The sequence below is a fragment of the Pseudarthrobacter sp. IC2-21 genome (genome assembly GCF_034048115.1).
In the GTDB taxonomy this organism is placed as follows: domain Bacteria; phylum Actinomycetota; class Actinomycetes; order Actinomycetales; family Micrococcaceae; genus Arthrobacter; species Arthrobacter naphthalenicus.
Map to the genome: position 1 here is coordinate 4041011 of NZ_CP139145.1, position 23069 is coordinate 4064079.

Below are 23069 nucleotides of genomic sequence, written 5' to 3' on the forward strand. Positions count from 1 at the left end.
CACGCCGTATACTCGGTGCCAGCCATGACCAGCCTTCCCGCCTCCCCCGCCAGCGTCCGCCTTGATGCGTGGCTGTGGGCCATCCGCGCCTACAAGACCCGCTCCGCCGCCACTGCCGCGTGCCGGGCCGGCCATGTGCGGCTCAACGGCAGCCACGCGAAAGCTTCGGCCACGCTGGTGACGGGTGAGACCGTGACCATCCGCATGTCCGGCTTCGAACGCATCCTTGAGGTCCGCCGCCTGATCGCCAAACGGGTGGGGGCCGAGGCCGCATCGCACTGCTTCACGGACCACACCCCGCCCCGCCCCGTGGCACCGGCGCTGGGGCTGCCGCAGCGTGACCGCGGCGCCGGACGGCCCACCAAGAAGGACCGGCGCGAGATGGAACGGCTCAAAGGCTCCTAAGCCTGGCCTGTTTTGAACCTGGCCTGCACGAGGTTTGCGAACGGCAGCCGGCCGTGGTCCGCCACGAAGGCAGCATGATAGGCGGCCTCGGCCTGGTTCACTTCTTCGGCGGGCAGCTCTTTCCACGCGATGATCAGCTCGTCCGTGTGGGTCAGCTGCCAGATGAGCCGGCCGTCCCAGTGTCCCGGCGGCAAACCCCGGCCGAAGTCCAGGAACTCCTTGATCTGGCTGCGAAGGCCCCGGTTGCCCTTGCTTCCCGGCCCCGCCTTGCCGATGTAGAGAATGTCCGCACCGTCCACCCACTCCTGGAACAGCGTTTCGGCCGGCAGCGTGGGGATCTTCTTTTTGAAGACACCGGCGGTGCTTCGTTTCAGGAAGTGCGGTTCGTACTCGTTGGGCCTGAGGACGGCGAACACGCCGGTGCCCTGCGGCACCCTCATGATCTCGAGGTCGTCGAACTGCCTGAAGCCTGCGAAGCCGTCGGATTTGAGCGTTTTCCTGTTCACCCTGACGAGGTTACCCGGGCGGGCACCGGTCCGGTGTGCCCGTCCCGGCTGCGCACCGAAACGTCCAAAAGCGTAGAGTGGCATTAGACGCCTGATTCTGGACGCCTTGCTGCTGAGGGAGAGATCGTGACGATTGACTGGGACGAAAAAAAGGCCCTGCTACAGGAACCAAACATCGCGGCGGTAACGCAGCTTTGCGACGAACTGATGGAAAAGAAGCCAGGGTCCGTTGTTCCTTACATCGATCCCGTGCATGACGAGGACGAATGCCGCATTGTCAGCCTCCATGTGAGCCCGGGCAAGGGTACCGAATCGGGGTTCGTCTCCCATTTCAACGATGACGAAGCCGCCCGCCGTGCCACGCAGATCTACGAACTCGCGGAACTCGATCCCCGCTACGTGATGCCGTGGAACGCCTACCCGTGGGTCCGCGATCCGGAGCTGCCCTCGGCCCTGAACGTTCAGGAAAAGACCGATGGCCTCCGGCCGTTCCGCCAGTTCCTGAAAATCAACCGCCGGGTCTCGGCAGTCATCGCCCACGGCACCGACGCTTCCACGTTCCTCACCCTCTTCGAGAAGACCTACCATTCCTCCCTGAAGAACAACGGCATCAAGATCTATAAGGCCAGCGCGCTCGGCGGGCGGGCCTTTGCTGTTTCCGAGGCCAAGCAGGAGGACCTCCTGGCCAAGAGCGTGGAAGTCTACAAGGACGCCATGCAGCGGGCAGGCATCCAGCACCTCTGAGTTCCCGCTCTTAAGTACGACGGCGGCACTTACCGTGGTGCCTCACCCCTCCAGCAGGCGCCTGCGGTGCTTGAGCTCCTTCACCCACGCCCTGGTGACCATGTTCGGGAAGGGTGAAGCGCCGTCGTCGTTTCTTCCCGGACCGGTGCCGCCGGCGAAGGCCGTGCCTGCCTCCAGGTCGGCGATCAGCGGACCGGACGCCCTGAGGGCCAGCTCCACCACCTGGTCCGCGGTGCGGCCGGTGAGCCCGAGGTCCGTCGCCCAGCCCAGGAAATGCCGGCGCGAAATTCCGCTCCGCTTCCCGTTCAGGGTCAGGGCCAGGGTCTTGTCGCCGTAGACCACCGTGGAGGGAATGTCGTAAACAGGCGCAATGGTCCACTCTCCGTGCGGCTGCTGGACCATGGAGACGTTCTTGGCATGCAGGTCCCCGTTGCCGCTCAGCCATGCGAAAGCCCCCTGAATGGCGAGGTTGCGCAGGGCCGGCAGGCGGGCGGCGCAGTGATCTGCCAGCGCGTGGCACACCGTGCCGTACCCCACGTTGTACTTGTCGGCCGGGTAGAGCTTCAGCACCTGGGCGCCGTCCTCCACGGCGAGCCGCTGAACCTGGTCAAGCTGACCGCCCGGAACGGGGACCCGGTCAAAACGCTCCACGAGCAGCCCGGGCCGTCCTTCAACATCCCTGATCAACCGCACCGGGCTTAGCGGGATCCGGAGTTTGGCCGCGTACCGGAACATGACCAGCTCGTTCTCCACCACGTGCGGGAATTCGGGGGCATTGAGTTTGAGGATGAACCGCTTGCCGGCGCTGGCAACGGGCAGCGAGATCATCCCGGCGGACAACTTGTCCTGCACACCGGCGAGGGCCACGGGGTCGATCAGGTCAGGGTCGCCCAGCAGCTGGTCGAAATCCACGGGCAGCTTGGGGTCCAGCTCCACGGCGTGCTCGTCCGGGTCCAGCGGTTCACCGTGGCCCACAATCTGGACGTCGCCCACCGGGTTTGCCCCGGCGGCGATGAGCAGGGACAGGTCGTCGTCGGCGCTGGTCTTGATGGACCGGCGCAGCGCGTTGAGCCGGCGCCCCTCCGGGAGCAGCCCGGTGAAGTAGGGCGGCGCCGCTCCTGCTGCTGAGATCACGGGTTCGGCGGTGAGGGGCAGGGAACTGGCGACGGCGGGTCCCCCGCTTTGCAGGTAGGCCGGGAGGTAGCTGAACCGGGTGCCGCCGTCGTGCCGTTCGAGCTTGGCCGCCAGGACGCCGGCCTTGTAGATATCTGCGATGCGGTGCGTCATGGCTGCGTGTTCGGGTGGGCGCCGGCATTCTCCGCGAGGGCCCGGTCGGCCTGGCTGGTCCTGGTGGTGAGCCGGAGTTCGAAGCCCAGGGTGTCCAGGACCGCGGTCAGGGAATCGAGCTGAACGCTGGGTTTGCCCTGCTCCACAAAACGTACGAACCGTTCCGAGACCCCGGCCATGTCCGCGAGATCGCGCTGGGTGAGGCCGAGCTGCCCGCGCCGCAGGCGGACCTCGGCGGCGAGCATGCTGGCGAGGGGTTCCACCGCAACCTCCAATAGGTACGATCGTGCCGCTTTTAGTGGCTGGCACGATCCTACGCCCGCCACGGGTTTCTGACTAGCGGTGGATCGGCACGAACGTGCCGGACGAATGTATCCGATGGGTAGTGGCTGAGTTCCGCCGCCACGCCTCGTGTTCCCCTCCGGCGGGCCTAGGATGTCCCCATGAGCGGCTTCATCGATGGCATACTGAACGTCAACCCGCTCGTGGCCTTCATCGCCGTGTTCTGCCTGGTGTTCGCCGAGGACGCGCTGTTCGTCGGCTTTGTCATTCCGGGTGAAACAGCAGCGGTCCTGGGTGGCGTGGTGGCCAGCCGCGGCGAAGTCCAGCTGCCGCTGATGATGCTTGTTGTGGTGGCCGCTGCCATTCTGGGCGACACCGTGGGCTACGAGGTCGGGAAGCATTTGGGCCCTCGCCTTTTGAAGTCCAGATCGCTGTCCCGGCACAGGAGACGGGTCCACAAGGCGCAGGGCTTCCTGCGCCGCAGGGGCGGCTGGGCGGTCTTTCTGGGACGGTTCGTCGCCTTCTTCCGCGCAACGATGCCCGCCCTGGCCGGCGCGTCGCGGATGCCCTACGGCCGCTTCCTGCTCTTCAACGCGGCCGGCGGCCTCGTCTGGGGCATGGGCTTTGTCCTGCTGGGCTATCTTGCCGGCAACTCCTATGAGGCCGTGGCCAAGGCAGCCGGCCAGGACCTCGCCGTCATCATCGCTGCGGTAGCCGTTGCCGCACTGGTGGCATGGCGCCTGCGGGAGTGGCGCAGGGAACGGACATCAAACGGGGAATAGCAGGCTTCCCCCGCACACCGCTTACAGCAGGCTGTCCAACGTAACGAAGCCGTAGCCGGCCTGCCGGACGCCGTCGATGATGTGCGGGAGGGCGTCCGCGTCCAGGGTGGTGCCGTCGTCCGGGTTGGACCCGATGTGCATCAGGACGATCTCGCCCGGCCGCAGTGCGGCCAGCGCCCTGTCCGCGACCTGTTGCGCACTGATTCCCCCGCTGGTCCCCTTCCAGCCGAGCGTGTCCACGGTCCACCTGACTGGCACGTAGCCGAGGTTGTTCACGGCCGCGATAGTGCGGGCGTCCCGTTCGCCGAAGGGAAAACGGAAGAGCGGCACGGGGTCCGCCCCAGCGGCGAGGATGGCTTGCTGCGCCCCCTGAATTTCGGCCGCGATTCCGGCTTCCGAGAGTCCGGTGAAGCCGGGGTGAGTCATTGAATGGTTGCCCACACGGTGCCCGGAGGCCACAATCGCGGACACGCCGGCAGGATTCGCTGCCGCCCAGCTCCCGGTAAGGAAGAACGACGCCGGCACTCCGGCCCGCGCGAGTGTGTTCAGAATGCTGGGCAAGGCAGCCGAGTTCGCGCCGGCGTCGAACGTCAGTGCGACGACCCGTCCCGCACCCGGTATTGCTTCAATGTCCTGGCCGAGGAGCGCCCGCGGGAACGGCGCCGCGGGGGGCGATTGCGGCGGCGGGGGCTGCGGCGTGACGGGAGGTTCCGGGCCCACCACCGGCGGAGCCGTCGGCGCCGGGGACGGAAGCCGCTCGGCGGGAGGGGGCGGCGTCGTCGCCGGAGCCGTCGCCGTGGCAGGCGCGCCAGTCGAGGAGGGAACCCCGGTGATGGCCCCGGCCGACGGCGAAACTGAGGTTGCCGGACCGCCCGCCGGAGGGGCACTCAACAGCACCATCCCCCACACGGTCAGGCCAATCACCAGCGCCGCGGCCAGGACGGCAGCCCAAATCCGGCGGTCCTTGGCGGAGAGCGGGCTCATGCTTCAGCGTGGCAGGACGAAGAGCCCCGAGGAAGGGCAGAAAGGCCCAAGGCGGTGGAAAAGGTCAGGGAACAGCGGGAGAATTAAGAGGTACAGGAAACCACTGAAGGAGCCAGCAGGCATGCATGCTCCGGCACATTCACGTCCGGTGGAGCGCCTCGACGGCTACTTGCCCATTGAGGACCACGGCCTCATCGGCGACGGGTCAACGTGTGCCCTGGTGGGGCGGGACGGCGGAATCTCCTGGCTGTGCCTGCCCGAATTCGACAGCCCGCCGTTCCTTGCCGGCCTTCTGGACAGCGAGGCAGGGGGACGGTTCGAGATCACGCCCGTGCCGCTCCTGTCCGCGGGCCAGCGCTACACAGAGGACTCCGGGGTGGTGGTGACGTCCCTGTTTTCGGACCGCGGAATGCTGCAGGTGACGGACTGCCTTACCCTGCGCTCCGGAGCGAACCTTGCCGAACCCGTCCCTGCCGGCCGGAGCGAACTGCTCCGGCACGCTCAGGCCGTGGGCGGCAACGTGCGGGTGCGCATTCGGATCGAACCCAAATCCGGTGCCACTTTTGATCAGCTCGCATCCGGCTGGCGCTTCGACTGGCCTGTGGACGGGATGCAGGAGGTCTACCTGTGGTCATCGGAGGAACTCCATCCTGACGGCCGCGGGCTCAGTACCGAGCTGACCCTGCGCGCCGGTGAAACACTGACCGCGGCCCTGTACTGGTCGGGGCGGTTCCGCCTCCGCCAACGCCCCGACGCAAAGAGGCTCATCGACCAGACGGTAAGAGCCTGGCGGGAATGGGCGTCAAATCTGAATTGCGAGGGTTCCCAGGCAGAGCTGATGAAACGGTCCGCCATCACCCTGAAGCTGCTTGACCATGCGGAGACCGGCGCCATCATGGCCGCCGCCACGTCCTCGCTCCCTGAGTGGCCCGGCGCTGCCCGTAATTGGGACTACCGGTACACGTGGGTGCGCGACGCGTCCTTCTCCAACTATGTGTTCCGGCGGATCGGTGACCGCAGCGACGCCGACGTCTTCCTCGCCTGGGTCCTGACGAATGTGGAGCGCGACGGCGTCCCGCACGTTATGTATGCGCTGGACGGGTCCCAGCCTCCGGACGAGGTGGTGGATCCGGTTCTGCGAGGCTACCGCGGGTCATCCCCGGTGCGGTGGGGAAACAGCGCGGTCCACCAGGTGCAGCACGATGTCTACGGAGAAATTGTTGATATCGCCTACCAGTGGTCCAACAGCGGGCAGCCCGTGGACCACCAGTTGTGGTCCACCCTGGTGCCCATTGTGGAAGCAGCCATCGCCAGCTGGAAGAAACCGGACAACGGACCCTGGGAAGTCCGGAGTGATGGCCGCCCCTTCACCTACTCGGCAGCCATGTGCCACGTGGCCCTGGACCGGGCCATCCAGATTGCCCGGAAGCACAGGCTGTCCTATCCGAAGAGGCGCTGGGAGGCGGCGGCCCGGCAAATCCACCGGGCGGCCCTCGGCCTGTCCTGGGACCCGGAACGGCACACCTTCACCGAACATCTGGGCGGCCAGGGCGGACTGGACGCGGCACTGCTGACCCTCCCCATCAGGAATGTCATTCCGTTCGATGACCCCCGGATGGTATCCACATCCAACGCCATAGCAGCCAACCTGGATGCAGGCAACGGGCTCCTCTTCCGCTACCTGCCTGCTGCGTCACCCGACGGACTGCCCGGCGGTGAGGGCGCCTTCCTGCTCTGCAGCTTCTGGCTCGTGGACAACCTGGCCGGCCAGGGGCGGCTGGATGAGGCGCACGAACTCTACGAGTCGCTGTGCAGGCGGGCCAACCCACTGGGCCTGTTCCCTGAACAGATCCACCCGGACACCGGGGAGTTCCTTGGCAACTTTCCGCAGGCCTTCAGCCACGTGGGGGTGCTGTCCAGCGGCCTGCGCCTACTCAAGGCGCAGCGACGGAAGGCCTCACAGTCCTGACCCATGGTGCGGGAAATGAGCGGCGCCGGCCCCCAACTGGGCCGCCGTCCCGGCGCGTGGGCCGCCTCAGACATTGACACACTCTGTGACCCGTGCCATATTTGAGGGGTGAACCTGTCAGACAGCCGGACAGCAGGACAGCCTGCAGATCCATTACGCGAGCAGCCCCCCGCACTCCAGACTCCGGCCACGGCGGTCCCGCCGCTCGCGAGACTCAGCGCTGCCGAAGCGGTGTTCAACGCCATCCGCGGTGACATCGAGTCCGGCGTCGTGGCGGTGGGCGGGAAGCTCAGTTCCGAAGCTTCCCTGTCGCAGCAGTACGGCGTCAGCCGCTCCGTCATCCGCGAAGCCCTCCGTTCCTGCACAGCGCTGGGCCTGACGGTCACCAAGACCGGCAAGGGCACGTTTGTGGTGGCCAACAAGGTGGCCAACGATCTCACCCTCGGACAGTACTCGGCCCGGGACCTTACCGAGGCCCGCCCCCACATCGAAGTTCCCGCCGCCGGACTGGCTGCCCAGCGCCGGACTGCTGAAGAGCTGGAAACCCTCCGCCACATCGTGGCCGCCATGACCACCGAAACCGACCCCGAGTCCTGGGTGGCCCTGGACTCCAGCTTCCACGCCGCCATCGCCCGTGCCAGCGGAAACAGGGTGTTCGCCAGCGTGGTGGCGGACATCAGGGGTGCCTTGGCCTTCCAGTCCGAGACGCTGAACATGGTGGCCGACCGCCAGCACGCCTCCGACGCCGAGCACCAGCGGATTCTCGAGGCCATCGAAGCCCAGACCGCCGCCGAAGCCAGCAGCGCGATGGCCGAACATCTGCGCGCCGTGGGCATCGCCCTCGATTCCATCCTCAATCACTAAAACTTTCCGCCACCAACGCGTCAGCAAGAATCCCATCACCACACCCTAGGACTCCATGCCTGCCCCTGCACTTCATGCTGCCCAGACTGCTGCCCCCGGCAGCCCCGGCAACCTTCCGCAGCACGCGCCCCTGGTTGTCGCCACCCGCGACGGCCTCGTGGAAAGCGTCCACTACGGCTCGGCGATCGCTACCGCCCCGGACGGCACCATCCTCGCCGCCGCCGGGAACCCCCTGGCGCCGTTCTACCCGCGCTCCTCGCTGAAGCCTCTGCAGGCCGTGGCCATGGTCCGTGCCGGCCTGAGGCTCCCCCCGGACCTCCTGGCCCTGGGCGCCGCGAGCCACTCCGGCGGTTCCAGGCACCGCGGCGGCACCCAGCGCATCCTCGCCATGCATGGCCTCACCGCCAACGACCTCAAGAACAGCACCGACCTCCCATACGGCACCAACGAACGCGAAAACTGGCTGCGCGCCGGCCTCAACCCCACGCAGGTGACGCAGAACTGCTCCGGCAAACACGCTGCCATGGCCGCCACCTGCGTCATCAACGGCTGGCCGGTGGAGGGCTACCTGGACCCGTCGCACCCCCTGCAGCAGCTGGTCGCATCCACGGTCGCGGAACTCGCGGGAGAGGAACCGTCCGTCCGCAGCACCGATGGCTGCGGAACGCCGCTGTTCGCCCTCACGCTCCGCGGGATGGCCCGCGCCTTCGGCACCATCGCTGCCGCTGCCGCTTCCGCCGCAGCCACCTCTCACGCAAGCACCCCCGACGACGGCGCCACCGCCCAGCTGCGTCCGGAAGCCGCCGTCGGACTCGCCATGCGGCAACACCCGGACATGGTGGCCGGCGAGCGCCGGGACGTCACCGAACTGATGCGGCTGCTCCCGGGCACCGTGGCAAAGGACGGTTTTGAAGGTGTGCAGCTGGTGGGCCTGCCGGACGGCCGCGCCGTCGCGGTCAAAATTTCCGACGGCGGTGACCGCGCCCGGATGCCCGCCACCGTCCACATCCTGGCGGCCCTCGGCCTCGACACCGCACCGCTGGCCGGCATCGCTACCGCCCCGGTTCTGGGCGGCGGGAACCAAGTAGGCCTGCTGCAAGCCACCGACTTCCTCAACTAAACCTGTCCGAACCCGACAACGACGCCCTGTAAGGACCCCACCCATGACCACCACACCTACTGCCGGCAATTTCCGTTCCGAACACGATCTCCTCGGCGACCGCGACATCCCCGCGGACGCCTACTGGGGCGTGCACACGCTCCGTGCCGTGGAAAACTTCCCCATCACCGGGCAGCCCCTGTCCTCCAACATGCACCTGGTCCGCGGCCTCGCCGCGGTGAAACTCGCCGCCGCCAGGACCAACCACGAGCTGGGTCTGCTGGACACCGAACGGGCGGAAGCCATCGGGCAGGCCTGCACTGACGTGATGGAGGGCAAACTCAGCGACCAGTTTGTGGTGGACGTGATCCAGGGCGGTGCGGGAACGTCGTCGAACATGAACGCCAACGAGGTCATCGCCAACCGGGCACTGGAAATCCTCGGTCATCCCAAAGGCTACTACGCAAGGCTGCACCCCAACGACCACGTGAACCTCAGCCAGTCCACCAACGACGTCTACCCCACGGCCGTGAAGCTGGGCACCATCTTCGCCGCCCGCGAACTCCTCTCTGCCCTGGCAGAACTTGAGGAAGCCTGCGCCGAGAAGGCGCTCGAATTCCGCACCGTGGTGAAGATGGGCCGCACGCAGCTACAGGACGCGGTCCCCATGACCCTCGGCCAGGAGTTTGGCACGTACGCCATCACCATCGGCGAGGACCGCCTGCGGCTGGCCGAAGCAGACCTGCTGATTCACGAGATCAACCTCGGCGCCACCGCCATCGGCACCGGCCTGAATGCCCACGCCGGCTACGCCGAAGCAGCCTGCCGGCACCTGGCCGAGATCACGGGCCTTCCGCTGGTCACCGCGCCCGACCTCATCGAAGCAACCCAGGACGTGGGCGCATTCGTCCACCTGTCCGGCGTCCTCAAGCGGGTGGCGGTGAAGCTCTCCAAGATCTGCAACGACCTCCGCCTGCTCTCCTCCGGGCCGCGCGCTGGCTTCGGCGAGATCAACCTGCCCGCCGTCCAGTCCGGGTCCTCCATCATGCCCGGCAAGATCAACCCGGTCATCCCGGAAGTGGTCAGCCAGGTGGCCTACGAAGTCATCGGCAACGACGTCACCATCACCATGGCCGCCGAGGCCGGGCAGCTCCAGCTCAACGCCTTCGAACCCATCATCGTCCACAGCCTCCACAAGAGCATCTCCCACCTCGAAGCCGCCTGCCGCACCCTCACGGCCCGCTGCATCCGGGGCACCACCGCCAACACCGAGCACCTCCGGCGCACTGTTGAACAGTCCATCGGCCTGGTCACCGCCCTGAATCCCCACCTGGGTTACGCCACTGCCACCGCCATCGCGCAGGAAGCACTCGCCACCGGCAAGGGAGTCGCCGAACTCGTCCTGGAACACGGCCTGCTCACCGCAGTCCAGCTCCAGGATCTCCTCAGCCCCGAACGCCTGGCCAACCTCAGCAAGTAATCCCCAGCAGCACCCCGACGCAGGCCCTCAACCCTGCAGTTCCGTGCCCACCAACCGGATTTCAAAGGACACTCCCCCATGTCTAATCCCCCCACCCCCATCCCCATCCCCATCCCCATCCCTGACCACGTTATTGACGGCGGCCACGCCCACGCCTCCGAAACAGCACTGCACGCGGAGGACAAGGGCTACCACAAGAACCTGAAGCCGCGGCAGATCCAGATGATCGCCATTGGCGGCGCGATCGGTACCGGCCTGTTCCTCGGCGCCGGCGGCCGCCTCAACGCCGCCGGGCCGTCGCTGGTGATCGCCTACGCTGTGTGCGGTTTCTTCGCGTTCCTTATCCTTCGGGCGCTGGGCGAACTGGTCCTTCACCGCCCCTCGTCCGGCTCGTTCGTCTCCTATGCCCGTGAGTTCTTCGGCGAGAAGGCCGCCTTTGTGTCCGGCTGGTTCTACTGGATCAACTGGGCCACCACCACCATCGTGGACATCACCGCCGCCGCCCTTTACATGCACTTCTTCGGCAACTACATCCCCTGGATGGCGGCCGTCCCGCAGTGGGCATGGGCCCTGACCGCCCTGCTTGTGGTCCTCGCCCTGAACCTGGTTTCCGTGAAGGTCTTCGGCGAGATGGAGTTCTGGTTCGCACTCATCAAGGTTGCCGCGCTGGTCATCTTCCTCGTGGTGGGCACCTACTTCGTCATCTTCGGCACCCCCGTGGACGGCCAGCAGGTTGGCCTTAACCTCCTCTCAGACAACGGCGGCGTGTTCCCGAACGGCCTGCTCCCCATGATCATCCTGATGCAGGGCGTCCTGTTCGCCTACGCCTCCATTGAGCTGGTGGGCACCGCGGCAGGCGAAACTGAAAACCCGGAAAAGATCATGCCCAAGGCCATCAATTCGGTGGTGTTCCGCATCGCCGTCTTCTACGTCGGCTCCGTGATCCTGCTCGCCCTGCTGCTGCCGTACACGTCGTACGAAAAGGGTGTCAGCCCGTTCGTGACGTTCTTCGGCTCCATCGGCATTCAGGGTGTGGATGTCATCATGAACCTCGTGGTGCTTACGGCCGCGCTGTCCTCCCTCAATGCCGGCTTGTATTCCACCGGACGCATACTTCGCTCCATGTCCGTCAACGGCTCCGCCCCCAGGTTCGCCTCCCGGATGAACAAGGCCGGCGTTCCCTACGGCGGCATCGCCATCACCGCCGTGGTGTCCCTGCTGGGCGTCCCGCTGAACTACCTGGTGCCCGCCCAGGCCTTCGAGATTGTGCTCAACGTGGCTTCCGTGGGCATCGTGGTGACCTGGGCAACCATTGTCCTCTGCCAGATCCAGCTCAAACGCTGGGCAGACAAAGGCTGGGTGGAGCGCCCGTCCTTCCGGATGTTCGGGGCCCCCTACACCGGTTACCTCTCGCTGCTGTTCCTGGTGGGTGTGCTGGTGATGGTGTTCATCGAATCCCCGCTCACCATGCTGGTCACCGCCATCGCCTCCGTCCTGATGGTGGTGGGGTGGTACGCCTGCCGTCACCGCATCCGGGAGATCGCCGAGGCCCGTGAGGGCTTCACCGGCACAGCCCCGGTGATTGCCAACCCGCCGGCGGCGACATTCAAGAAGTAGCCTCCCGGCTGCCCCCTCCCCTGTGGGTGCAGCCCCCGGCAGGATTCCCCTGCTGTGCGGTCCTGCATGAATCGGTAGCATGAGGCCATTGCGGACAACCAACAACGCGGTCCCCGGAGCTCCCGCAGCTCCGGGGACCGGGGGAAGAGGTGGCTCATGCCAGGATCCAAACTTGCCGTTGTGGGAGCCGGCAGCGTGGGCACCTCCCTGGCCTACGCTTCCCTGATCCGGGGCTCGGCCAGCCACGTCGCGCTCTTTGACGTCAACGCGCTGAAGGCGGAGGCGGAGGTGTTGGACCTCGCGCACGGCACCCAATTCACAGCGGCCGCGGCAACCGTCACCGGCGGCGGCGACATCGCCGTGACTGAAGGCGCCGACGTCGTGGTTATCACGGCAGGGGCGAAACAGGCTCCGGGCCAGACACGGCTGGACCTTGCCGGGACCAACGTCCGCATCCTCGAACAGCTCATGCCGCAGCTGCTCCAGCATGCTCCGGATGCGGTCTATGTCCTGGTCACCAACCCCTGCGATGTGCTCACGGTGGCAGCCCGGAAGATCTCCGGGCTGCCACCGGAACGTGTCTTCTCCTCCGGCACCGTGCTGGACACATCCCGGCTACGGTGGCTGCTGGCCCGGCGCGCCGGCGTGGCCGTCGCCAGCGTCCACGCCAGCATGGTGGGCGAGCACGGCGATACTGAATTTCCCGTTTGGTCGGGCGCCACGATCGGTCCGGTCCCCATCCGCGAGTGGGAAGAAGGAGGCCAGCGCGTCTTCACCCCGGACTACCTCGATGAAACCGCCCGTGAAGTGACCCAGGCGGCGTACAAGGTTATCGCCGGCAAGGGTGCCACCAACTATGCCATCGGCCTGTCCGGAGCACGGATCGTGGAAGCGCTCCTCCGGGACGAGAACGCTGTCCTCCCTGTTTCCACCGTGCTGGACGGCCCCTACGGCATTACCGGTGTGGCCCTGTCCCTCCCCAGCGTCGTGGGCCGCGGCGGGGTGCACCGGATCCTCCACACGCCCATGGACGACGACGAACTGGCCGCCCTTCAGCATTCCGCCGACACCCTACGGAGCACCCTGGCCACTTTGGGTATCTAGCCGGCGAACGAACGGGCACGACTCTTTCCACATGTCAGTGCCCGCCTCTTGACGGGCCTCACGGCCCGGAACTAGCGTCAGCCCCATCCTGCTGTTTCAACGGCGAAACCGGCATGCCGCCGTCGTTCTCTTCCATTCGTAAAGAATCACTTTCTTGAAGGAGTATCCCGATGGACAACCCCGAAGCAAAGATTGTTGTTGGTGTGGACGGCTCTGATTCCTCGGTGCAGGCGCTGCGCCTCGCGGCACGGCTGGCACCCGCCCTCGATGCCCGGATTCACGCGGTGGCCTGTTGGGACTTCCCGCAGATGTACGCCGGTTATGTTCCGCCCGATTTCGACGCCTTCGAAGCGGACGCAACCCAGACCCTCACTGAGGCGATCGGTAAAGCATTCGGCCCCGACACCCCTGCCAACATGACTCATGAGCTGGTTCGTGGTCCCGCGCCGGCCAAGCTCGTCGAAGCAGCGGCAGGCGCCGCAATGCTGGTGGTCGGCCGCCGCGGCCACGGTGGAATCATGGGCATGCATCTGGGGTCTGTCAGCTCAGCCTGTGTTTCACATGCTGCCTGCCCGGTCCTGGTGATCCACTCTGATGGCCGCTACGCCCCGCACCACCTCGGACGGGACCTCCGGGCCGAGGGCGAAAACACGCCCGCGGTGTAGTTCACTGAGCTATTCCGCTCCGGCCGAAAAAGAAGCTGAACCTACGACGGCGGCGCCCCGGCTTCCTGCCTATGGAACCAGCGGTGCCGTCGTCGGACGTAGCACCGTCGGACCTAAAACCCGGCATTGACCGCAATGGACCGCGGGCTTACGTTTGTGGATAACCGGACCCGTTGAAGTGCCCGGTTCCGGGCTGCCCTGCTGCGGCCCTGCAGTCATAAAGCACGCCACTGCAGACCGTGCGGCCAGACCGCACCGCTGCCTCTGGTGCACCGGTCTCCAACTTTCACATCGGGCAGAGCCAGCTGGCGGGGTGCGCGCCTAAACACCTCAGCATCTTTGCGCTTTGGAGTTCACCATGAACAACAACTCATTCTTGTCATTGCAGGAAAAAGTGCGCGGTTCCGTCTCGACAGCGGACAGCCCCGATTACGACACCGCCCGGGCTGTGTACAACGGAATGATCAATAAGCGTCCCGCGGGGATCCTTCAGGTTTCCCAGGTGGCCGACGTGATCACGGCAGTGAATTTCGCCCGGGACGAGGGGATGGACATCGCCCTGCGCGGTGGCGGCCACAGCGCCCCCGGGTTCGGCACCTGCGACGGCGGCCTGGTGCTTGACTTCTCTAACCGCCGGGGCGTACGTGTAGATCCCGGCACGGCAACGGCTTGGTCGGAAACGGGCGCAACGTGGGCGGATTTCAACCACGCAACCAACGCCTTCGGACTGGCCACCACAGGCGGGATCATCGGTTCCACCGGCGTGGCAGGACTAACTTTGGGTGGCGGCATCGGCTACCTTTCGCGCCAGTACGGCCTGTCTTGCGACAACTTGAAATCGGCCGACGTTATCACCGCAGACGGGCGATTCCGGCATGCCAGCGCCACGGAAAACGACGATCTCTTCTGGGCCCTCCGCGGCGGAACCGGAAACTTCGGCGTGGTGACCTCCCTGGAGTTCGCCCTTCATCCTGTGGATGTCGTCTACGGCGGCGTGATTATCTACCTGCTCGAGCACGCAGAGGCCGTGGGCCAGTTGTACCGGGACACCATCGCCAAGGCTCCGGAGGAACTGGGCGTTTTCCTGGGTGTCCACCAGGGTCCGCCGGTTCCCTTCCTGCCGGAGGAATACCATGGGCGTCCGGTGGTGGTCCTCGTGGGCGCCTGGATGGGAGAACACGATGAGGGGCAGCGGCAGTGGCAGCCGTTCTTTGACGCGGCGCCTGTCGCCGGCTCCTTTGTGGGACCGATCCCCTACCCTGTCCTGAACACCCTCTTCGACCCCATGTTGCCCAAAGGACTCCAGGGCTACTGGAAGGCGGAGTTCCTGCCCGCCATGACTGACGAGGTCATCAAACTGGCGAAGCACCACGGCGAAACTGTCCCGAGCCTGCAGACCGCCAACCACTTCTACCCCATCAACGGCGCAGTTCATCGGGTCCCAAAGGACGCGACGGCCTTCCCGTACCGGGATGTCGATTTCGCCGCCGTGATAGCAGGAATGTGGGAGAACCCTGCCGATAATGACGCGAACATCAGTTGGGTCCGCGAGTACGCAGCCGGACTTAGTGAGCACAGCGCCGGCGGCGCCTACATTAATTTCATGGACACCGACGATCAGTCCCGGACCAAGGAGAACTACTCGGGCAACTACCAGCGGCTGGCCAGCATCAAGGCGAAATACGATCCGGACAACCTGTTCCACGTTAACCAGAACATCAAACCGGCCGCCTGACCCTCCGGGCATCCTGTAACGCAACGCTCCTGCAACCCCTCGTCGCGGGCTGATCCCCTATGCTCAGCAGAGCACGCAGTTCAACGACGAACCACCCGGGAGACACGGCATGACCAACTGGCGGATCAGGGATTTCCATTCAGCGGACCTGGACGGGATCCTGCACCTCTGGGAGACCCTCAAGGCCTCCAACGTGGAGCCCGTTTATGCCCTCTCCGAGGTCCTCGCGTCCTGCGAAAAGGACCATGCAGTGGTGGCGGTCCAGGGCGAGCAGGTGGTGGGCGCCGCCGTCGGACGTGCCGCGCACGATCAGGGCTGGATCGTCTTCCTGGCCACGCTGCCGGAGTACCGCGGCCGGGGCATCGGCACGTCACTGCTCGCCGCCGTCGAAAACCGGATGGCCCCGCATGGCCTCAACAAGCTATCCGCGCTGATGCCCGAGGCCGAAACCCGGGTGGAAGCTTTCCTCAGCCGCGGGTTCGCGCTGAAGAAGAACTTGCGGTACTTCGAGCGGACCATCCCGGTGCAGCGGCAGGAACTTGGCGCACTCGGCCAGCTGGGCGGCCGGGTCCTGGCGCGCGACCTGTGGGAAAACGTGGCGGGCATGCGCAAGGAAAAGGAACTCCTTGAACGGCGCCTGGTCCTGCCGCTCGCGGAGGCGGACCTCGCGGATGAGTACGGTGTGGTGCCACCGCGCGCGGTGGTGTTGTTTGGTCCTCCGGGGACGGGTAAAACCACGTTCGCGAAGGCGATCGCGTCCCGGCTGGAGTGGCCGTTTGTCGAGGTCTTCCCGTCCCGGCTCGCCTCCGATCCCAAGGGCCTGGCGGGTGCGCTGCGTGAGACGTTCCTGGAGATTGCCGAACTGGAGCACTGCGTGGTGTTTATCGACGAAGTGGAGGAGATTGCTTCCCAGCGTTCGGGCGAACCGCCATCGCCGCTGCAGGGCGTCACGAACGAGCTGCTGAAAATCATCCCGGCGTTCCGTGAACAGCCCGGCCGCCTGCTGGTCTGCGCCACCAACTTCATCCGGGCGCTGGACACCGCATTCCTGCGTCACGGCCGGTTCGACTACGTCATTCCCATCGGACTGCCCGACCGTCAGGCCCGTGAAGCCATGTGGCAGCGCTTCATCCCGGCCGCCGTGGTGGACGACGTCGACGTGGAACTCCTCGTGGAGCGCACCGAAGGGTTTTCTCCCGCAGACATTGAGTATGCCGCCCGCAGCGCCTCCCAGCGTGCGCTGGAAAAGGCAGTGTACGACGACGGCGGGGCGGCTTCCGGCGGAAGCGTTTCAGTTCGCGAAGCGGTTCGGAAGGGGCCCTCCACGGAGGATTACCTGGACGCCATCGGGGAAACGCGGACTACGGTTAGCGCCGAGGTCCATCAGGACTTCCTTGAGGACATCGACTCGCTGGGGCGGGTCTAGGCCGGGGCAGGTCTGGGCCGGCGCAGGACTGGGCGGGCGACCACCTGAGCGGTGACTGGGGCAGCCAAAAAGATTTCCAGAATTCTTTTCAGGAAGGGGCTTCAGGGACCTTAAATGTCGTACCCCATCGACATGATGGAAACATGGAAGGCACAGCAGCGGACGCGGCGTTTGATGAGGTAGTGGCTGCCGTTGCCGTGCTGGCCGAACTCCGCCGTCGCCAGCGTGAGGACCCCGCCGGTCCTGATCCGCTGCGCCGGGGTGTGGACGACTCCCTGGACCGCCTGGCCGTCATCTCCCGGCTCGAAGCAAGCACGGCCGCTTTGAAAGTTTTCACCACCACCGAATACGTCGACGGGACCAGGGCACTCACACCCCCTGCCGCGTCCCCGCAGGAGAATACCGCCCACGAAATGGCCGCGATCGCCGAACTCGCCTGCGTCCTGACCGTCAGCGAACCAAACGCCGCGTCCCTGCTGTCCACCTCCCACCGGCTCACCACCACCCTGCCCCTGACCCTGGCCGCCCTGCAGGCAGGAACCATTTCGTGGCAGCACGCCCGGGTCATGGCGGACGAAACCCTCAACCTCGATCACGCCGGCGCCGCCGCCCTCGAAGCCCACTTCCTGGACCCTGACGCACCCAACCCGGCCCGGGGACCGGCCGGTGAGCTGACCCCCGGCCGGTTCCGCGCCAAAGCCCGCACCTGGCGCGAACGCCACCACCCCGACAGCATCGAAAAACGCCACACCAAGAGTGCCTTGGACCGGCGTTTGGAGTACTCTCCGGACCGGGACGGGATGGCCTGGCTCTCGGCCTACCTCCCCGCCATCAAGCCGCCGGGATCCATGACCGCGCCACCACCGCCGCCGGGCAATGCAGGGCCCCACCGAAACCAGGACCCTCACCCAACTCCGCGCCGACACCGTCGCAGCCTGGCTCCTCGGCGGGGAAGCAGACCTGATCCCCTCACCGAAAGCCCAGGTCCTGATCACCGTGCCGGTGTTCGCGCTGATGGGACTGACCGACGAGCCCGCCATGTTGGACGGGTACGGGCCATCCCACCATCCATGGCCCGCACCCTCATCGCCGACGGTGCAGAGTCCTTCCACCGCGTCCTGACCGACCCCCGCAACGGCGCACCGCTGGAAATCGGCCGGACCAGCTACCGGGTCCCCAAAGCCATGCGGCAATGGCTGCGCCTGCGGGACGGCAAATGCCCATTCCCCGGCTGTAACAACCAATCCCTGGACAACGACGCCGACCACATCCTCGCCTGGGCCAACGCCGGAACCACCGGCATCACCAACCTCGCCCAACCATGCCGCAAATACCACCGGCTCAAACACACCTCACCCTGGACACCCACACCGGCGAGCGCCACCGAACCTCCCGGCTGGATTTCCCCCACCGGCCGCCACTACCAAAGCGAACACCCCGACTGGGAACCACCAACCCCGCCGGACCAAATCGTCGATCAACTCCCCTACCGGCACCCAGTTCCTAAGCCGGACCAGATCGTCGATCAACTCCCCTCTAGGGACCGTGGCACTTCCCTGCCCGAATCCCGGACCGAAAGCCTGCCCGAAATACCAATTCCGGCGAATCCCGACGGCGAGTCGGCGTGGCTGTTGCGGCGTCTTCCCAATAAACCGGTGCCGCTTGGGTTTGCTTCCGTAGCTGACTTTCTCTGGCTGGTTGAACAGCCGCTGGCGGGCAGCGGCGCGCGTTCATCTTCCGGCACCACGGGCTAATTAGGCGGCCCGGCCTAAAATCTCCGTGCTGCCACGCTGTTGGAGCTTTCTTGGCCTGCCCATCGTCATTGATTCCAACCTTCGTTGCTTCCACCCCGGGCCGGCTGCGAGTTTCCATGGGCCATGACCTTCGGCCCTGCAACGGCGCCGCAACAGCTGCCAAGGTGACAACATGGCCGGAAACGTTGAACCGTGGAGGTGTCACGCGTGAACGCCGTCGTCACAACCAACCAAGGGCAGTTGCGCGGAAGCATCACCGGCGGCGTGCACCGGTTCCTTGGCATTGCGTACGCCGCACCCACGTTGGGTGCTAACCGGTTCCGTCCGCCCCAGCCGCTCCAGCCCTGGGATGGAATCCGGGATGCCGACCAGTACGGCGCAGCCCCTTTCCAGCTGGCACCCCCGGAAAGTGCCGGCACGGAGTGGGACACCGGGGTGGGCGGCGCAGACTGCTTGAACCTGAATATCTGGACGCCCGACCCGCGCTCGGCTGGCCTGCCGGTGATGGTGTGGATCCAGGGCGGCGCATTTGAAATCGGCTCAACGGCCGCCTACAACGGGACAAACTTCGCCCGGGACGGCGTGGTGTGTGTGGTGATCAACTGGCGCGTCGGCGCCGACGGTTTCCTGGATCTCGGTGACGGCAACGCCAACGCCGGACTCCTCGACCAGGTTGCGGCCTTGGAATGGGTTCGCGACAACATCACAGCGTTTGGCGGTGATCCGGGCAACGTCACGGTATTTGGCGAATCCGCAGGTGCCATGAGCATCGGGGTCCTTCTCTCCATGCCCGCCGCCGAAGGGTTGTTCCGGCGGGCCATCCTGCAGAGCGGCGCCGCCCACCATGAAATCGACACCTCCACCGCCCAACGGACCGGCGGCCTCCTCGCGGCGTTGCTTGGGGTTCCGGCAACCCGGGACGCGGTAGCAGCCGTGCCCACCCGGCAACTGCTGGCAGCGCAGGCACAATTAAAGGCAGATCTCGCCGCCCGGCCCGATCCGGAACGATGGGGACAAGAAGTTGTGGCCAGCCGGATGCTGTGGCAACCAACCATCGACGGCGCCACGGTTCCGGGACGACCCATCGAACGGATCGCCGCCGGCTCAGGGTCCGCCGTCGATGTCATCGTGGGCACCAACACCGAGGACTGGCAATTGTTCCTCGCGATCACCGGCGTGATCGCCAAGGTCACGGAAGCGGATCTGGCGGACTCCAGGAGTGTGGACGGTTTCCCGCCCTTGTCGGTTTATGGTCTTCCGGCTGGCGTCGCGCTCCGTGAATACCGGTCCCACTACCCCGCAAGTTCCCCGGGCGAGCTGCTGGCCGCTGTGGAAACTGACTGGTGGGTGAGGATTCCCGCGCTGCGCCTGGCGGAAGCCCACGAGGCTGCGGCACTGACCACCGGCGCACGGACGTACATGTACGAGTTCGGGTGGCGCGCCCCCGGCCTCGGCGCAGTCCACGCCGTGGAAGTGCCGTTCGTTTTCGACACCTTGGACGGAGACTCCCGGCTGTTCGGGCCACTCCTGGGGCCAAACCCGCCGCAGCCATTGGCCGATGCCATGCACAGAGCCTGGGTTTCATTCGCCGCCACCGGCGATCCCGGCTGGCCGCTCTATGAGCGCGCCGGCCGGGCCACGATGTTCTTCGACACCAGCTCAGGCGTCATCCATGACCCGCGGGCGTGGGAACGCGGCCTTTGGAAAGACGTCCGCTAGGAATCGTAGGAGAGGTTCTCGTAGTCGGTGTTGTCTTCCTCATCCAGCTGGTCATCCAGTTCTTCCAGCAGCCACGGGTTAACCCTGCCCAGGATCTTCCGGATCTCCTCGGTTTCCACAGCGGCATAAAGTACCGGGCGCGCATCCCGGTACTTGGTGACCGGCGGCTTGTCCGGCCATTTCTCGGCGAGGGCTTTAACGCGTTCGGGCAGGGAATTGTGGGCATTGTCGGCGATCTTCACCAAGGCGGCGTCATGGTCCTCGGCGATGTAGCGGATGCCGGCCTGGTAGTCGTCCGGGTTATCGTGCAGCCGGTTGGTCACCCGTTCAATGATGTCCGCTGCCCGCTCAGAGACGCCCATGTCCAGAAGCGCCTGCCGGGTAATGGGAGTGTCCTCGGCAATGTCGTGAAGGTAACCGGCGATCCGGATGTCGTCGTCGAAATCGGCCAGGGCGTCCCCCACGGCAATGACGTGGTCACGATAGGGCCGTTTGAGCTTGTCCTTCTGCCGGTTGTGGGCAACCTCCGCCAGGACCCTTGCGGTCTCAACAGTAAATCCGGGCGTGGCGCTGTGCTCCGTGGAGTGCTGGTCTGACATAGTCCAAGCCTACGGGCCCTTGCACCCCGCTGCCCCGCCCGGGGGCCAAGAGGCATGCCGGCGCAGCTCCCGGGCCTCTTTTGACGATGTATCCCCCCACTGGCCGTCAGGGTATTTACTTGAATCATGAGGCGTCCGACGGACCCGGCTTCGGGTAACAGACGTCAACAACAGAGAGGAATCGGCTGCTCTGGGATGGGTCCCGCAGCCGCGGGGAAAGGGAACAGAAATGTCCTGGATCAGACCAAGGAAAGGCCATATAGCCCCGGTTCTCGCCGCAGCCTTACTGCTGTGCGTTCCGGCGTGCACGGCGCCCGGCCCAGGCCAGGCGCCCGGCAGCTCCGGTACGTCTTCTCCCCTATCGTCCCCTACGGCCGAAGTTTCGCCGGGCGCCACCGCATCCTCGCCTGAGTCGCCGGTACCTACAGGGTCGCCAAGCCCGGCCGGGAATCTGTCCATTCCGCAGATCGTCAAAAATGTGGAGCCTTCGGTGGTGACGATCACAACCCGGGACGGGATAGGCAGTGGCGTGATTTACCGCAGCGACGGCGTCATCGTCACTGATGCACACGTGGTCGAGGACCAGAGCAAACAGCCATACGGGACTGTTCAGGTCCAGTTGGCTGACGGCAGCCAAGCCAGCGCTTCAATCATCGGCGTGGATGACCCCAGTGACGTGGCGGTCATTAAAGCGGACCGCTCGGATCTTCCTGCAGCGCAGTTCTCGGCAACAACTCCCGACGTCGGGGAGCTGGCCGTGGTGATCGGTACCCCGCTCGGCCTCACAGAGACCGTCACCGCGGGGATCGTGTCGGGGCTTCACCGCAACATGCCACCATCGGCTGAACGGCCGCAGGGGGCCATCGACCTGCTTCAGACCGACGCCCCGATCTCGCCGGGTAATTCCGGTGGTGCCGTCGTTGACGGAAAAGGACAGGTGATCGGGCTGTCCGAGGCGTACCTGCCCCCGAGCTCCGGTGCGGTTGCTATCGGGTTCGTCACGCCGGCTGCCACCGTTACAAACGTCGCGGACCAGTTACTGAAGAACGGGAAGGCCTCCCACGCCGTACTGGGAGTGGTCCCTGCCGATCTGACCCCGGAGATCGTCCAGAGGTTCAACCTGGCTACAACCACGGGGGCACTGGTCATCCAGGTTTCCCCTGACAGTCCTGCGGACAAGGCAGGCATCCGGGCCGGGGATATCATCACCGCGTTCGACGGTCAGAAGATCGCGGGGGTCACCGACCTGCTGGCAGCCCTGCGAAAGGCCCAACCTGGCCAGGAGGTCGGCATCACCGCCCAGCGTGGAAAAGACGCCAAGACCTTTAGCGCAGTCCTCGCGGACACGTCCGGCACCGGATGAAAACCCGAGGACCGTCCGTGTGATGGATGTCAGCGGACAAGTCCGGCGACAAGGTTGATGGTGGTGGCGAGCACAATTGTTCCCAGTACGTAGGAAAGCAGGGCTTGACGCAGTGCGGTGTACCGAGTGGTGCGGGTGGTCAGGGCGGTGTCGGAGACTTGGAACGTCATGCCGATAGTGAACGAGAGGTAGGCAAAGTCCGCGTACCTGGGCGGTTCGCTCTTATTAAAGTCCACTCCATCGTTTGCCTGAAAGTAGAGGGTGGCGTACCGGAGCGTAAAGAGCGTATGGACCAGGAGCCATGAGAGGACGACACTTGCCAGGGCAAGGCCAATGATGGCCGCTTTCGTGCCGCCTGCCGCGGAACCTGCATCGAGCAGGATGAGTGCGACCCCGCCGAAGCTGCTCACCGTCGCCGCCAGCACCAGGACATCGGATGCAAGCCGGCCGGGATCTTCCCGGAGGGCATGGGCAGAGGTCCCAGCGGCATCGAGATGCCCGATAACGGACCAAACCCAGACCAAGTAGATGACTGACGCCGCCGCCCACCCGATGGCCGGGGCATAGGCCCAGGAACCCGCAATGCCGACCACCAGTGCAACGGCCGTGCCGCCGGCCGCCATGACAATCAGCCGGACCCGCGTGTTATGGACCGGAGTGCCGAATCGCCGGATGCTCATGAACT

At 65.8% G+C, this 23069-nt stretch carries 21 protein-coding genes; 15 read left to right on the plus strand and 6 right to left on the minus strand.

The window, feature by feature from the left end; genetic code table 11:
- Positions 1-24: 24 nt before the first annotated feature.
- Positions 25-405 carry an RNA-binding S4 domain-containing protein gene (locus SBP01_RS18685; protein ID WP_320536875.1) on the plus strand — a complete coding sequence of 127 codons (381 nt, stop codon included), beginning with the start codon at positions 25-27 and terminating at the stop codon, positions 403-405.
- Here the strand turns inward: SBP01_RS18685 and SBP01_RS18690 are convergent.
- On the minus strand, positions 402-911 hold the full coding sequence (locus SBP01_RS18690) for a hypothetical protein (RefSeq protein WP_275215784.1): 510 nt from the start codon (positions 909-911) through the stop codon (positions 402-404). The genes SBP01_RS18685 and SBP01_RS18690 overlap by 4 nt on opposite strands.
- A gap of 126 nt (positions 912-1037) precedes the next feature.
- Here SBP01_RS18690 and SBP01_RS18695 point away from each other — a divergent pair, with 126 nt between their 5' ends.
- Complete coding sequence (locus SBP01_RS18695) at positions 1038-1655, plus strand: uracil-DNA glycosylase (RefSeq protein ID WP_275215783.1); 618 nt, start codon at positions 1038-1040, stop codon at positions 1653-1655.
- 42 nt (positions 1656-1697) lie between these two features.
- Here SBP01_RS18695 and SBP01_RS18700 read toward each other — a convergent pair whose 3' ends face one another.
- Entirely contained in the window at positions 1698-2942 is a 1245-nt protein-coding gene (locus SBP01_RS18700; RefSeq protein WP_320536877.1) for a type II toxin-antitoxin system HipA family toxin, read from the minus strand.
- Positions 2939-3205 (minus strand): helix-turn-helix transcriptional regulator, encoded by a 267-nt coding sequence (locus SBP01_RS18705; RefSeq protein WP_320536878.1) that lies wholly within the window; start codon positions 3203-3205, stop codon positions 2939-2941. Before SBP01_RS18705 ends, SBP01_RS18700 begins: the two co-directional genes overlap by 4 nt.
- A 180-nt stretch (positions 3206-3385) precedes the next feature.
- Here SBP01_RS18705 and SBP01_RS18710 point away from each other — a divergent pair, with 180 nt between their 5' ends.
- Positions 3386-4006 (plus strand): DedA family protein, encoded by a 621-nt coding sequence (locus tag SBP01_RS18710; RefSeq protein ID WP_320536879.1) that lies wholly within the window; start codon positions 3386-3388, stop codon positions 4004-4006.
- A gap of 21 nt (positions 4007-4027) precedes the next feature.
- On the opposite strand, the gene SBP01_RS18715 is transcribed toward SBP01_RS18710, so the two are convergent.
- Complete coding sequence (locus tag SBP01_RS18715; protein WP_320536881.1) at positions 4028-4990, minus strand: polysaccharide deacetylase family protein; 963 nt, start codon at positions 4988-4990, stop codon at positions 4028-4030.
- Between the two features lie 121 nt (positions 4991-5111).
- Between SBP01_RS18715 and SBP01_RS18720 the strand changes: the two genes are divergently transcribed.
- From SBP01_RS18720 to SBP01_RS18770, 11 genes are all read left to right on the plus strand, one after another.
- Positions 5112-6959: a glycoside hydrolase family 15 protein gene (locus SBP01_RS18720; RefSeq protein ID WP_320536882.1), complete on the plus strand. Its 1848-nt coding sequence runs from the start codon at positions 5112-5114 to the stop codon at positions 6957-6959.
- Positions 6960-7067: 108 nt separating this feature from the next.
- Positions 7068-7823 (plus strand): FadR/GntR family transcriptional regulator, encoded by a 756-nt coding sequence (locus SBP01_RS18725; RefSeq protein ID WP_414004244.1) that lies wholly within the window; start codon positions 7068-7070, stop codon positions 7821-7823.
- A gap of 55 nt (positions 7824-7878) precedes the next feature.
- On the plus strand, positions 7879-8943 hold the full coding sequence (locus SBP01_RS18730) for an asparaginase (RefSeq protein WP_320536883.1): 1065 nt from the start codon (positions 7879-7881) through the stop codon (positions 8941-8943).
- A 43-nt stretch (positions 8944-8986) separates the two neighbouring features.
- Positions 8987-10402 carry an aspartate ammonia-lyase gene (locus SBP01_RS18735; RefSeq protein ID WP_320536884.1) on the plus strand — a complete coding sequence of 472 codons (1416 nt, stop codon included), beginning with the start codon at positions 8987-8989 and terminating at the stop codon, positions 10400-10402.
- A gap of 78 nt (positions 10403-10480) precedes the next feature.
- Positions 10481-12019, plus strand: coding sequence for an amino acid permease (locus SBP01_RS18740; protein ID WP_320536885.1), 1539 nt, complete (start codon positions 10481-10483; stop codon positions 12017-12019).
- 156 nt (positions 12020-12175) lie between these two features.
- Positions 12176-13123: an L-lactate dehydrogenase gene (locus SBP01_RS18745; RefSeq protein ID WP_320536886.1), complete on the plus strand. Its 948-nt coding sequence runs from the start codon at positions 12176-12178 to the stop codon at positions 13121-13123.
- Positions 13124-13293: 170 nt separating this feature from the next.
- Complete coding sequence (locus SBP01_RS18750) at positions 13294-13788, plus strand: universal stress protein (protein ID WP_320536887.1); 495 nt, start codon at positions 13294-13296, stop codon at positions 13786-13788.
- 358 nt (positions 13789-14146) lie between these two features.
- The gene (locus SBP01_RS18755; RefSeq protein ID WP_320536889.1) at positions 14147-15523 is read left to right on the plus strand and encodes an FAD-binding oxidoreductase; all 1377 of its coding nucleotides are present in this window, start codon (positions 14147-14149) and stop codon (positions 15521-15523) included.
- A gap of 109 nt (positions 15524-15632) precedes the next feature.
- The gene (locus SBP01_RS18760; RefSeq protein ID WP_275215770.1) at positions 15633-16949 is read left to right on the plus strand and encodes an ATP-binding protein; all 1317 of its coding nucleotides are present in this window, start codon (positions 15633-15635) and stop codon (positions 16947-16949) included.
- A 143-nt stretch (positions 16950-17092) separates the two neighbouring features.
- Positions 17093-18703 (plus strand): DUF222 domain-containing protein, encoded by a 1611-nt coding sequence (locus SBP01_RS18765; protein WP_414004245.1) that lies wholly within the window; start codon positions 17093-17095, stop codon positions 18701-18703.
- Positions 18704-18910: 207 nt separating this feature from the next.
- A complete protein-coding gene (locus tag SBP01_RS18770; RefSeq protein WP_320536890.1) occupies positions 18911-20422 on the plus strand; it encodes a carboxylesterase/lipase family protein in 1512 nt (503 codons plus the stop codon).
- Here SBP01_RS18770 and SBP01_RS18775 read toward each other — a convergent pair.
- Positions 20419-21021, minus strand: a complete 603-nt coding sequence (locus SBP01_RS18775) for a phosphohydrolase (RefSeq protein ID WP_275216331.1) — start codon at positions 21019-21021, stop codon at positions 20419-20421. The two genes, SBP01_RS18770 and SBP01_RS18775, sit on opposite strands and share 4 nt — an antisense overlap.
- Positions 21022-21514: 493 nt before the next feature.
- Between SBP01_RS18775 and SBP01_RS18780 the strand changes: the two genes are divergently transcribed.
- Positions 21515-22384, plus strand: coding sequence for a S1C family serine protease (locus SBP01_RS18780; protein WP_320536891.1), 870 nt, complete (start codon positions 21515-21517; stop codon positions 22382-22384).
- A 29-nt stretch (positions 22385-22413) separates the two neighbouring features.
- Here the strand turns inward: SBP01_RS18780 and SBP01_RS18785 are convergent, their stop codons facing one another.
- A complete protein-coding gene (locus SBP01_RS18785) occupies positions 22414-23064 on the minus strand; it encodes a DUF1345 domain-containing protein (protein WP_320536892.1) in 651 nt (216 codons plus the stop codon).
- Between the last annotated feature and the right edge of the window lie 5 nt (positions 23065-23069).